The sequence below is a fragment of the Pradoshia sp. Z5_111 genome (assembly GCF_058267535.1).
Genome location: NZ_JBZCPQ010000012.1, coordinates 21,502 through 34,561, shown reverse-complemented (window position 1 = coordinate 34,561; position 13,060 = coordinate 21,502). Strand labels below are relative to the sequence as shown.

Below are 13,060 nucleotides of genomic sequence, written 5' to 3'. Positions count from 1 at the left end.
CCCTTTCATTCTTTATTATCTGGTTTTTGAGTAATGTCTTCACCAAAATACTTCATACTAATTTTTGATAGAGTACCGTTTTTACGTAGTTCCTCAAGTGCTTTATTGACCTCTTCAAGAAGTTTTGGATTATCCTGTGGAAGCACTATAGCCTGCTCACTTCGTTCAATCAGCTGTTGTCCAACAATTTTGAAGCCTTCTTTGGCAGCAGTTTTGCCTGTGACAAAATCAGTGATGACAGCATCATGTCGGCCATTGCTTAATGCCTTGAGTGCAGTCACATCACTATCGTATGTTTTAATATTAGATGTATATCTGCTCGCAGTGTCTGCGTATGTAGATCCTTTGGCGGCTGCAACTTCTTTTCCTTTTAAATCTTTAACTGTTTTGATGTTACTGTCTGGGCGGGTAAAAATTTGTGGACCCGAATAGTAGTAGGGAGTGGAAAAGAGGACGAATTTTGAACGTGCCTCATTAATGGTATGGCTGGCCACTGCAGCATCAGCTCTCCCTGTCTTTACACCTTCAACAATTCCTTTAAATTTCATTTGTTTTTGAACAGGTTCAAGTCCCAATTGTTTAGCGATGGCTTCCCCAACTTCAATATCAAATCCAGTCATTGTCATATCATCGTTCATATAGCTGAAGGGCTTAAATTCCCCGGAAGCGGTGAAAACGAATTGATTTTTATTAATCAATTCTGCCCCGCTGGCCATTTGCTCCTTTTCTGCGCAGGCAGTCAAGGAACCTAGCAGGAGGAGTAGAAAGATAAACGGAAGAATATTTTTTTTCATTCCAGTTGAATCTCCTTTCAGTGTCAATAGAGCTTGCTTTCTAACTAAATACCCATAAATGCCAGTAATTAACCAAAATACTAAAAAACAACTTTATTGGAATAGTAAACAGTAAGAAGAAGGACCTGTATGTCATCGTAGAATACGCTGAGATTTTCAGGTATACTGATACTAATTAATGGGGGATAAATGGTATAAAGAAGAGGCTGAAGAATGAATTTTTCATTGATATAGATTTGAGTAAGTTAAGGAGTGATTTTCAGATGGAATATGATGATAAAGTTAAAAACCGTATTAAGAGGATGGAAGGTCAATTACGCGGGATACTTAAAATGATGGAGGATGGAAAGGATTGCAAAGAAGTCGTGACTCAGCTGTCTGCGGTACGTTCTGCAGTAGACAAGACAATTGGAGTCATCGTCAGCAATAACCTTATAGAGTGCGTGAAAAATGCGGAGGATGTAGAGAAGGAAAAGTTAGTGAATGAAGCAGTGCATTTGTTGGTCAAAAGTCGCTGAGAGTTCCGGTTGGCTTTTTTTATTAAAATTTGATATACCTATAGGGGTAATGGGATAGGGAATTTTAAAGGAGGCGGAATCAGTACAATGAAAACAATTGAGCCACAAGAAGTGGAAGCGAAACTGGCTGAAGGGCAGTCTTTAAATATTATTGATGTTCGAGAAGTAGATGAAGTACGCAACGGGAAAATTCCAACCGCGGTTAATATTCCTTTAGGCCTGCTTGAATTTCGGATGAATGAGTTGGATAAATCAAAAGAATATATAGTTGTTTGCCATGCAGGAGGAAGAAGCGCCAGAGCTGTTCAGTTTCTTGAATCTGAAGGATATGATGTAACCAATATGAATGGTGGCATGCTTGAGTGGGAAGGGGAAACTGAATAATAAGAAAAGACGAGAATTCAGGGTCTATCCCATTCTCGTCTTCTTTTTTTGCAATCCATTTCTTGAAATTTATTAAATTCAGATGGATTTATAGAATCCTAATATTTTATTGATGTTCATATTGATTTACTGGATCCGATTAAATACTTTGCTGCCACATCATAGGAAAATCCAAATATAATCATCAAAGCCTCGATAATGAGGGGCTCATAATACTACCTTATTATTCTGGCATTAAGCATACAACCTTTCAACCATTCAGTGTGCATGCTCCTTTTAGTATTTATTCGGTTGCTTTTTTCACTTCAATATATAAAAGATGGTGATCTTCTGCATCCTCTACTGTAAAGATAAATCCATTCTCTTCCAATGTATCCCCAATGGCTGCATCGATTTTATGAGTTAAAAACCAACCCCCTAATGTGTCTACATCCGGATAGTCCATGTGTATTCCAAGCAAATCCTCAATCTCAGACAATAGCATTTTAGCATCTAGAATATAATGATAGTCACCTATTCTACGAATCTCTGGTAGCTCATCTGTATCGAACTCATCGCGGATTTCCCCAACGATTTCCTCAAGAATATCTTCAACTGTGACAATACCGGAAGTACCGCCGTACTCATCAAGTAACACGGCTATGTGTATGCGTTCCTTCTGCATTTTCACAAGTAAATCATGTATAGGAATCGTTTCAATCACCGTGATAAGTGGTTTAACATAATCACGGATAGGCATATCTGTTTTCAAACCGCTTCTAAGACTGGCTGTTAGTAATTCCTTAACATTCACAAAACCAATAATCGTATCTTTATCTCCATCCGTAACGGGATAGCGCGTATATTGTTCATTATTTAAGGAAGCAACAATATCTTCTAAAATATCATCCTTTTGAAACGTTTGAATCTCTGTCCGCGGCACCATAATTTCTCTGGCAATCCGATCATCAAACTCAAAGATATTGTTTACATATTTAAACTCAGATTGATTGATTTCTCCCTTTTTATAACTGTCGGTCAGAATCATCCGCAACTCTTCTTCAGAATGGGCAATGTCTCCTTCGCTAGCCGGTTTTATGCCAAATAGGCTGGTGATAAATCGGGCAGAATGGTTCAGCGCCCATATAATCGGAAACATCACTCTATAAAACATAATAAGCGGCCGTGCGAAATTCATTGTAATCGTTTCGGCTTTTTGAATCGCAACGGATTTAGGCGCCAATTCTCCCACTACCACATGTAAAAAGGTAATAATAGAGAACGCAATCACAAAGGAAATGATGCTTGCTACCGATTCCTGGATATGCAATTTTTCAAATAGGGGATCAATGAGATGTTTAACAGTGGGCTCCCCTAGCCAACCGATTCCTAATGAGGTAATCGTAATCCCAAGTTGTGTTGCTGATAAATATTCATCTAAATGTGTTACGACCCTCTTGGCTGCTATTGCTTTTCGATTTCCTTCTGCAACAAGCTGATCTATTCTGGTCGCACGGACCTTAACAATGGCAAATTCCGATGCCACAAAGAACATCGTACTTGCTAATAAAAATAAAAGTAAGACTATATTAACTATGTCCATCGTCTCCATTCAATCTCTTTACTCGTCCGGAGTAAAGATTCACCTCCTGACAAATATCCCTTTGTATATTTCTTCACCATCAGGAACCGGTTTAAACTTTTTTGCGACATGTGGGAAAAAATACACGTATATACAGGATACTCCTGTGAGTGACTTTGCTCAATCTTTATGATACTCTTTAAATAGAAAGAATCATGAATGGTGGGCATTCATGATTCTGCAAAAGCCACTCCTTAACGGAGACGAGTATTGATTTTTTTTAGGCCTCACTATCTTTTTAGAGCAGTGAGGTCTATTTTTTATTATTTATCGTGATTACTGTCAGAAGTAAGGTGGCAAAGCTGAATGTTACCATAAATGTCTCAAAGATTGACATGGGACATCACTCCATTTCGGTTGGTTGGTGTCTGCTTAATGGAAGTGACTTTTGCTAGTTCATTATAGCATACATTTAGCAATAATAAGAACAAGTGTTCGTTTTAAGCGGAAATAATGACTTTCGACTCATCAAAAAAGCCGAGATATATTTTATCCCGGCTTGGATTCCAATGGTTTTTCTGAAATAATAATCCCATCATCATCAGCATACACAAATTGTCCAGGAGACCATTCTACGTTTCCGAATGATAGGGTTCCGCCTTTTGTACCTTCGCCTCTCTTTTTACTTTTAAATGGGCATGTCCCAATGGCTTTTATTCCAATTTCTATATGGGCCAAATCAGCTGAATCCCGGACACATCCATTAATAATGATTCCATTTATTTTTCTCTCAGCTGCAATGGCTGCCAACTGGTCACCCAATAATGCGCAATTCAGAGAGCCTCCGCCATCTACAACTAAAATAGTTCCAGGCTCAATTGTTTCCAAGCTTTCTTTTACCAATGAATTGTCTTCATATACCTCAACGGTTCGTATTTCGCCCTGAAATTCCTTTTTCTTACCATAAGAATAGAAGGGGGTTTTACATAGCCTTAACCTGTCAGCGTACTCATCACATAAATCAGCCGTTTTCATGGAAAACATCCTTTCAAAATTTAGTTGTAAGTTTATTATATTGAATTTTCTGTAAATTTTCCATTTATTAAGAGTTGAATGTTTCTAAATATCGGCTTCATGGGAATATAAGAGATACAAGTTTTTCCGAAGATAAGGAGAAAAAATAATGAGTATGTTTAATAAGGTACTATTTATTTACAATGGCGCTGCTGGTCAGACGGAAACAGATCGGGCACTTGCTGCCGTACTTCCTGTAATTAGTACTGAAACGAAAGAATTAAAAGTGGTGCAAACGGAAGAGGCAGGAGAAACTAAAAAAATCTGTTTTGAGCTTGGTGAAGGGTATGACCTTGTTATTATTCTGGGTGGAGATGGAACGGTTCATGAAGCTGTCAATGGGCTTGCTGCTCTGGATAAGAGGCCTGTTTTAGCTATTTTGCCGGGAGGTACATGCAATGATTTCAGCAGAATGCTCAATATCCCGCAAAATCTAAAAAAAGCGGCAGAGACAATCATGAATGGTCAACAAGTTCCGGTAGATGTAGGGAAAGTTAATGCTGACCACTACTTTCTTAATTTCTGGGGAATTGGCCTAATCACTCATACATCAAGTAATATTGATGAAAACCAAAAGAGATTAATGGGGAAAATGAGTTACTTTATTAGTGCATTACGAACGGTGAAAGAGGCGGAGACTTTTCGTTATAAAATGAAGACTGATCAAGGTGAATATGAAGATGAGGCAGTGATGATCATGGTGCTGAATGGGAGATACATTGGATCCAATCAAATACCTCTGCCATCCATTAATATAGATGATGGACTATTTGATGTATTAGTAGTAAAAGAATCATCATTTGGTGCTTTTCTTGATCTGTATTCTCTTAATTCTCCTGATGTAAACCTAAATGATGCTGAAACAAGGCTGTTCCATTTGCAGACGAAATCATTGTCAATTGAAACAGAAGAAGTGCTGGAAGCGGACACAGATGGCGAAATTTATTTGGAAACTCCCGCAACTATGGAAATCCTAAAGCATCATATACACATGATCAAGGGTTATTAGTATCTTGGGGTTACAAAGTATACCTTTTCCTTTAAAATGGTAGAAAAGCCAGAATCGGAAGTGAATTTATGTCTAAGTTGATAGAAAATACACCATTCCCCCGTACAAGAGAGATGCTACGTACTGATATGCGCAAAATGGGGTTAAAAAGAGGTATGAATGTCCTTGTTCATTCCTCGCTATCATCAGTTGGATGGGTGAATGGAGGAGCTGTTGCCATTATTCAGGCATTGATGGATTCTGTTACAGAAGAAGGAACCATTATCATGCCGGCTCAATCTGCGGATTTGTCAGACCCAGCTGAATGGTTGAACCCACCAATCCCTTGGGAATGGTGGGAAACCGTGAGAAATACAATGCCAGCTTTTGAACCTGCTGTTACACCTACATATGGCATGGGAAAAATTGCAGAGCTATTTCGTACATATCCAGGTGTTTTAAGAAGCAACCATCCAAATGTTTCGTTTACTGCATGGGGTAAGCGTAATGGTGAAATCCTTGCCAATCATCAATTGGAAAATGGATTGGGTGAAGGATCTCCACTAAGAAAACTCTATGATTTAGATGCTCATGTCCTGTTTATCGGAACGAGCTATGAAACGAACACCTGCTTTCATTTGGCAGAATATCGATCTGGTACCAGAGAAGTAATTCAAAAAGGTACTCCAATCCTTGTAGATGGAGAGCGGAAATGGGTGGAGTATACGGATATTGAATATGATGATACTGAATTTGATACAATCGGAATTGCATTCGAACAACAGTACTCCGTTACTAAAGGTAAAATTGGCAGTGCTGATTCCAAGTTATTTTCCTTTTGCGAGGCAGTTGATTATGCAGTGGAATACTTTAAGAATGAAGCGAAGGCGAAGGTTTAGCTTTATAGCAGATTATCGAAGAATGAGATCGTTCTTTTATTTACCGTAATGTGTTCTTTTCTTGATGGCTTGTTTCCAACTTGATCAAATATCCTCACTGATCTTTACATTGATTATGTACATAAAGAGGCTTTCCCGAAAACTTGTTTGGAAAAGCCTCGTTGGATTATTTATTCTACGTGCTGCATATCATTTTCGAATAGAAGCTCCAATTTGCCATCATGAAATTCAAGCTTCGTTAAACTTGTATTCCCTGGCGGTGTCGCTTTAAAGACGTCTGAAAGTGGTGTGTTTTTAATATGCGTAAGCAGAACACGCAGGAAAATAGAATGGGTCACAATAAGGATGGTACCGGAAGGGTTTTCGTTTATAATTCTTTCGAACACATCGACAGCTCTTTTCTTGAGCTGATTAAAGGTTTCACCTGTCTCTGTCTCAAATAAATGTGGGGTTTCCCAAAAAATTTTAAATTCCTCTGGAAATTCCGCCTCAATTTCATCTCTGATGCGCCCGTCCCAATCTCCAAAATGCATTTCACGTAAGTCATCATCCTTAATCAGGCTAATCTCACGTTCACCGATAATATATTGAGCTGTTTCATAGGCACGTTTTGATGTACTGCTGTACACTTTATCAAGTTTTACATCAGCAAGCCTCTTTCCAAGAGCTTTTGCATCATTAATACCTTTTTCGGTCAGTTCGCCATTTCCCCAGCCTTGCATAATACGATTGACATTCCATTCTGTAAGTCCGTGTCTAGTTAAGTAGATTGTTAGCAACGTACATGTCTCCTTTGCAATTTGTGAATAATCATAAGTATAACGCAATCATGGTTGGATAGAAAAACAATGGATTGCCAGTCTAACTTTGAATAGATCGATCATAAGTGATAAACATTGATGAATATACTATAGGGGGGTATAGTATATTTAATGATAGATAATCGGAGGGAGGTCACTATGAGCGAGATAGAGATTACTGAAGAGATGGGTAATCATTGCCATCATGATCAAGAACGAAAAAGCCATCATTCTGATAACGTGAAAAAAAATTTAATCAGTCGTTTAAATAGGGTTGAAGGGCAGATTAGAGGGATTAAAGGAATGATTGAAAAGGATGTATATTGCGATGATATTATAACCCAGATTGCAGCTACGCAATCAGCTCTGAATGCTGTTGGAAAGTTGATGCTAGAAGGACATATGAAATCATGTGTAGCAGAAAGAATTCAACAGGGTGATATGGAAGTACTCGATGAAGTATTAATTACCATACAAAAATTAATGAAAAAATAGGAGGAATTTAGAATGGAAACAACGATCTTAAATGTAAAAGGTATGTCTTGCAGGCATTGTGTGAAAGCAGTTGAAGGCAGTGTAAGTGAGTTGAACGGAGTGAGTTCTGTGAAGGTTACATTGGATACGGGAAAAGTGGAAGTCCAATATAATCCGGCAATGGTTAATCTAGAAACCATTAAAGATTCTATTGATGAACAAGGGTATGATGTCGATTAATATGTGAATTGAATTAATGGGCTATGCCATGCCCTATTCAAATAGATGCAAGTTCAACAACAAGGTGGTGAATTTATGAAGCATGTCCATTTGCAGATTACTGGAATGACCTGTGCCGCCTGCTCGGCAAGGATTGAAAAGGTGCTTGGAAAAATGGAGGGTGTAAAAGAGGCGAATGTGAATTTAGCCACTGAAACATCTACTATTCTTTATGATCCTAATCTCGTATCAGCGAACGATTTAAGAGAAAAAATAGAAAAGATAGGGTACGGAGTTACAACGAGAGTAGCGGAACTAATGATTACCGGAATGACCTGTGCCGCCTGTTCAGCCAGAATTGAAAAGGTACTGAACAAGACGGAGGGTGTCTTAAATGCCAATATAAATCTTGCCTTGGAATCAGGCACGATTGAATATTCTAGCAGTGAGTTATCTGAGAAAGATCTCATTGCCAAAATAGAAAAATTAGGCTATGGTGCTTCACCAAAGGAACAGCATAAACAGGAAAGTGAAGACCCGAGGCAATCGGCTATCAAAAAACAACAGCTTAAGTTTATAGCAGCTGCATTCCTTTCATTGCCACTATTATGGACGATGGTAGCCCATTTTTCTTTCACTTCCTGGATGTATATACCGGATATTTTACTAAACCCGTGGGTTCAGCTGGCTTTGGCGACGCCCGTTCAGTTCGTTATTGGTTGGCAATTTTATAAAGGGGCCTATAAGGCTCTGCGAAATGGCAGTGCCAATATGGATGTATTAGTGGTGCTTGGTACATCTGCTGCCTATTTTTATAGTTTATATGAATCTATAGTAAAGAGCGGGCATCATTATGCTGAGATGCCGCATCTCTATTTTGAAACAAGTGCCATTTTAATTACTTTAATTTTGCTGGGTAAATTATTTGAGGCTAAGGCAAAAGGCCGTACATCAGATGCCATTAAGAAGATGATTGGCTTGCAGCCCAAGACGGCAATTGTCATTCGTGATCAAAAGGAAGTGAAAGTTTCGCTTGCCGATGTGATCGTAGGAGATTTAATCCAAGTGAAACCTGGAGAGCGCATTCCTGTGGATGGTGAAGTACTCGAAGGAAGTTCAGCTGTAGATGAATCCATGTTAACGGGTGAAAGTGTCCCAGTTGATAAAAATCCAGGGGACCAAGTCTTCGGGGCTACCATAAATAAAAATGGTGCATTAAAGATGAGGGCTATTAAAGTTGGTAAGGATACAGCCCTATCCCAAATTATTAGAGTGGTCGAACAGGCCCAGGGTTCGAAGGCTCCAATTCAGCGTTTAGCGGATAAAATATCAGGTGTTTTTGTTCCGATTGTAGTAGGAATAGCCGTTTTGACATTTATAGCATGGTATTTTATCGTGGACCGGGGAAATTTCACTACGGCTCTAGAAAATATGATTGCTGTTCTTGTAATAGCCTGTCCATGTGCGTTAGGGTTGGCTACACCGACATCCATAATGGCTGGGTCTGGCCGGGCAGCTGAATTTGGTATTTTATTTAAAGGCGGAGAGCATTTAGAGACCGCTCATCAGATTAATACCGTACTGTTGGATAAGACAGGGACAATAACAAATGGTAAACCGATTTTAACGGATATTGTACCAATCGGAAATTGGGATCAGGAAGAACTGTTAAAACTCATAGCGGCAGCGGAGAAACCATCCGAGCATCCTCTGGCTCAGGCTATAGTCGAAGCGGCCCATGAGCATAATCTGGAGCTTACAGAAGCAATCGATTTTCAAAGTACTCCGGGATTTGGAATTCGCGCTTCTGTTGGGCAGGATGAAGTCCTGGTAGGAACGAGAAAATGGATGACGGCTAATCAGCTTGATATCACCTCTACTCAACCGTTTATGGAGGATCTTGAGAAAGAAGGGAAAACAGCGATGATTGCTGCGGTGAATGGAAATGTTGCTGGTATCATTGCTGTGGCTGATACGATTAAAGAGACATCCCGACAGGCGGTGCAACGTCTAAGGGAGATGGGCATCGATGTGTGGATGATTACAGGAGACAATCAGAGCACCGCGCAGACCATCGCAAAGCAGGCTGGTATTCAACATGTGATTGCTGAAGTTCTTCCAGAAGGAAAGGCAAATGCAATTAAAAAATTGCAATCTGAAGGAAGAAAAGTAGCGATGGTCGGTGACGGCATTAATGATGCTCCGGCCCTGGCGTTGGCCGATATCGGTATTGCTATTGGCACAGGTACAGATATTGCAATTGAAGCGGCTGATATTACATTGATGAAGGGCGACTTAAATGGAATAGCAGATGCATTTTATTTAAGTAAGCAGACGATGCGTAATATTAAGCAAAATTTATTTTGGGCTTTTGGCTATAATACGCTCGGAATTCCAGTGGCGTTTATGGGACTGCTCGCCCCTTGGCTGGCAGGTGGTACTATGGCATTCAGTTCGGTGAGTGTGGTCTTAAATGCCCTGCGTCTTCAACGAATTAAGCTAAAGTAAATAGAATAGGGAAGTGCCGACATGGTAAGTGTCGGCATTTTTTTGCGTTTTATAACAATAAGCGGCTGGGTAATGGTTTAAAACAAATAAAGGAAACTCTCATCTTTTATAGAATGTAAAAAGTATGAGGGGTGGGATATTATGGAAATAGAGATTCCGAGGAAACGGATGTCAAAGGGGAAGAAAATTAGTTTATGGGTCCTTGCTATTTTAGTAGTCATTCTTTTAATTGGTTCGCTGGGAGCAGTTTATTTTGTTAAACGGTCTTTACCGAAAATAGAAGGTGAACTTGAGCTGGTGGGGTTACATAATGAGGTGGAGGTTTTACGTGATCAAGAAGGAGTTCCGCATATAAAGGGCGATGATACACAGGATTTATTTTTTGCCCAAGGTTATGTACAGGCTCAGGATAGGATGTTTCAAATGGATTTATCAAGAAGGCAGGCATCAGGCAGATTAAGTGAAGTAATAGGAGAAGCCATGCTTAAAAACGATAAATATTTCCGAACTCTAGGTTTGAGAAGAGCTGCTGAAGATTCTTATGAAGCCTATTCACCGGAGGCAAAAGAAATACTTCATTCATTTGCTGAGGGTGTAAATACCTACATAAAAGAAAAAAAGGCCAATGGGAAATGGCCGATAGAGTTTACCTTTCTTGGGTATGAGCCAGAGGAGTGGACTCCGATTGATTCACTGACGATTGGTAAGTATATGGCCTTTGATTTAGGAGGAAACTGGAACAGTCAGGCTTTTCGCCATTATTTGCTGCAAAGTTTCCCGAAGGAAAAAGCATATGAATTATTTCCAAGTTACCCTGCAGGAGCACCAGTGAATATAACGAAAGATGAACTCGACATAGAAGGCAGTTTATCTTCTTCTGTTGTCCCGAATGAATATAACGGAAGCAATAATTGGGTAGTCTCAGGTGAGAAGACCCAATCAGGAGAACCTTTATTGGCAAATGATCCACATTTATCATTGGCCACCCCCTCTGTCTGGTATCAAAATCATTTGGAAGGGCCTGGCTATAATGTTAGTGGTGTCATTTTTGCGGGCATTCCAGGAATCATTTTAGGTCATAATCAAACTATTGCATGGGGAGTTACGAATGTGGGACCTGATGTACAGGATTTATATATTGAGAAGAGAAATCCTGAACAGGAAGATGAATTTCTTTATAAGAAAGAATGGGAAAAAGCTCAAGTTATTCATGAGAAGATAAAGATAAAAGGACAGAAATCGGAGGATTTTAAAATAACCATTACACGTCATGGGCCTGTCATCTCTGAATTTTTAGGAAGTGTTGGCAAGGAGCATGTTTTAGCTTTAAAGTGGACTGCTTTGCAGCCTTCAAATGAGTTGGAGGCCGTGCTAAATATGGGTAAATCAAAAGATTGGACCGAATTTGAAAAGGCGCTGGAGGATTTTGAATCGCCGGCACAAAATTTTGTCTTTGCCTCAAAGGAAGGGACAATTGCTTATAAGGCTAATGGGAAGATTCCTATTCGAAAAGATAAGCAGGATGCTCTTTTACCGGTAGAAGGCTGGACAGGAGATAATGAGTGGATTGGGTATATTCCCTATAACGAGTTACCGCGTACAATTAATGCTGAAAAAGGCTACATATCAACGGCTAACAATAAAGTAACAGATCAACACTATCCGTATCATATAAGCCATGATTGGGCCCAGCCCTATCGCCAGATGAGGATTGATAAAGTTCTTTCAGGTAACGATAAATTAACGATTAAAGAGATGAAGAAATTACAAATGGATCAGCAAAATCTGCAGGCTGAGGAATTCCTGCCGAAGTTTATAGAAGAAATATCAGAGACTAAAGAAACAGAGGCCATTGGTGTTTTAGAGGACTGGAATTACATGGATGACAAAGAAAAGGCAGCTCCGTTACTCTTCCAATTGTGGATGGCAGAAATATCGGACACCTTATTCGCAGATGATATATCTCAAGAAATGCTCACCCTTTTCAGAGGCAGAAAGCAAGCTGTTGATCAGCTTCTTAGAAAATCGTTAAATGGTGAAAAGAGTATTTGGATTGAAGAAAAGGGTGGTTTAAAGACGGTGCTGGAAACCAGCTTGAAGAAAGCTATTGCAAAAGGGAAAGAGATGCAGGGAGGGGATCTTTCTAATTGGAGGTGGGGGGATTATCACCAAATTCAATTTAAGCATCCGCTATCCTCAGTCAGTCCTCTTCAACATGTGTTTAATTATAAGGGGGGACTAGAGAGTGGGGGAAGTGCGGTTACGGTTCAGGCAGCTGGTTACGATACGAAAGGAACAATTAATCATGGAGGATCATGGAGGTTTATTGCGGATCTCTCTGATTTATCCAGGGCCTCACATATAGTCGGACCTGGACAGTCCGGGCAATTAGGAAGCGAATGGTACCAAAACCAAATGGAAGATTGGGTTACAGGGACATATCATTTAACGAAACTAAATGAAAAGAATGGAGTCAAGCTGCTGTTAACACCAAAAAGAAAAAGGTAGTTTTTTCCGAATAAGTAAAATAATTAAAAAATAGGTGCGTAAGTTTAGTAATGTTGGGAAAAAAGTCTTATAATTTTATACGAGAAGTTTACGTGAACGTTTGAATTTTTTAAAACAGTGGGATTAATTTTAATCTGTATTTATAAAATAAGGCTGGTGCCTACTCACTTTTTGCTAAGGGTTGGATTAAAGGATTACCAATGTTACAACAACTTTACAATATAATTTTTTTACGGTTTTTTGAATCTTTTTTGGTTTAATATCGTCTAGAATAAAGGAGAAACAATTTATACCGATAGGATAAGCGGGAAATAGGTAATTAGATATAGGCTT

12 protein-coding genes are annotated in these 13,060 nt (G+C 39.3%); 8 read left to right on the top strand and 4 right to left on the bottom strand.

All coding sequences use genetic code 11. The features are described from left to right. Positions 1–5: 5 nt before the first annotated feature. The gene (locus AC4D4A_RS17305; RefSeq protein WP_490997006.1) at positions 6–794 is read right to left on the bottom strand and encodes a transporter substrate-binding domain-containing protein; all 789 of its coding nucleotides are present in this window, start codon (positions 792–794) and stop codon (positions 6–8) included. A gap of 263 nt (positions 795–1,057) precedes the next feature. On the opposite strand from AC4D4A_RS17305, the gene AC4D4A_RS17300 reads away from it, so the two are divergent. Both AC4D4A_RS17300 and AC4D4A_RS17295 read left to right on the top strand, forming a co-directional pair. Then, a complete protein-coding gene (locus tag AC4D4A_RS17300) occupies positions 1,058–1,312 on the top strand; it encodes a metal-sensitive transcriptional regulator (RefSeq protein WP_490997005.1) in 255 nt (84 codons plus the stop codon). 87 nt (positions 1,313–1,399) lie between these two features. After that, positions 1,400–1,696 carry a rhodanese-like domain-containing protein gene (locus AC4D4A_RS17295; RefSeq protein WP_490997004.1) on the top strand — a complete coding sequence of 99 codons (297 nt, stop codon included), beginning with the start codon at positions 1,400–1,402 and terminating at the stop codon, positions 1,694–1,696. A 283-nt stretch (positions 1,697–1,979) separates the two neighbouring features. Here the strand turns inward: AC4D4A_RS17295 and AC4D4A_RS17290 are convergent, their stop codons facing one another. Together AC4D4A_RS17290 and rraA are read right to left on the bottom strand one after the other, a co-directional pair. Next, positions 1,980–3,278, bottom strand: coding sequence for a hemolysin family protein (locus tag AC4D4A_RS17290; protein ID WP_490997003.1), 1,299 nt, complete (start codon positions 3,276–3,278; stop codon positions 1,980–1,982). Positions 3,279–3,806: 528 nt separating this feature from the next. After that, positions 3,807–4,292, bottom strand: coding sequence for a ribonuclease E activity regulator RraA (rraA, locus tag AC4D4A_RS17285; RefSeq protein ID WP_490997002.1), 486 nt, complete (start codon positions 4,290–4,292; stop codon positions 3,807–3,809). Positions 4,293–4,440: 148 nt separating this feature from the next. Between rraA and AC4D4A_RS17280 the strand changes: the two genes are divergently transcribed. Together AC4D4A_RS17280 and AC4D4A_RS17275 are read left to right on the top strand one after the other, a co-directional pair. After that, positions 4,441–5,340, top strand: coding sequence for a diacylglycerol/lipid kinase family protein (locus tag AC4D4A_RS17280; RefSeq protein WP_490997001.1), 900 nt, complete (start codon positions 4,441–4,443; stop codon positions 5,338–5,340). Positions 5,341–5,408: 68 nt separating this feature from the next. Beyond that, positions 5,409–6,218: an AAC(3) family N-acetyltransferase gene (locus AC4D4A_RS17275; protein ID WP_490997000.1), complete on the top strand. Its 810-nt coding sequence runs from the start codon at positions 5,409–5,411 to the stop codon at positions 6,216–6,218. A gap of 170 nt (positions 6,219–6,388) precedes the next feature. Here AC4D4A_RS17275 and AC4D4A_RS17270 read toward each other — a convergent pair whose 3' ends face one another. Then, positions 6,389–6,997, bottom strand: a complete 609-nt coding sequence (locus AC4D4A_RS17270; RefSeq protein WP_490996999.1) for a histidine phosphatase family protein — start codon at positions 6,995–6,997, stop codon at positions 6,389–6,391. Between the two features lie 180 nt (positions 6,998–7,177). Here AC4D4A_RS17270 and AC4D4A_RS17265 point away from each other — a divergent pair, with 180 nt between their 5' ends. The 4 genes from AC4D4A_RS17265 to AC4D4A_RS17250 all read left to right on the top strand — a co-directional run bounded on the left by AC4D4A_RS17265 (position 7,178) and on the right by AC4D4A_RS17250 (position 12,727). Further along, a complete protein-coding gene (locus tag AC4D4A_RS17265; protein ID WP_490996998.1) occupies positions 7,178–7,513 on the top strand; it encodes a metal-sensitive transcriptional regulator in 336 nt (111 codons plus the stop codon). A gap of 12 nt (positions 7,514–7,525) precedes the next feature. Further along, complete coding sequence (gene copZ, locus AC4D4A_RS17260) at positions 7,526–7,732, top strand: copper chaperone CopZ (RefSeq protein WP_490996997.1); 207 nt, start codon at positions 7,526–7,528, stop codon at positions 7,730–7,732. 75 nt (positions 7,733–7,807) lie between these two features. After that, positions 7,808–10,219, top strand: a complete 2,412-nt coding sequence (locus AC4D4A_RS17255) for a heavy metal translocating P-type ATPase (protein WP_490996996.1) — start codon at positions 7,808–7,810, stop codon at positions 10,217–10,219. 141 nt (positions 10,220–10,360) lie between these two features. Continuing rightward, positions 10,361–12,727, top strand: coding sequence for a penicillin acylase family protein (locus AC4D4A_RS17250; protein WP_490996995.1), 2,367 nt, complete (start codon positions 10,361–10,363; stop codon positions 12,725–12,727). The last annotated feature ends 333 nt before the right edge of the window (positions 12,728–13,060 follow it).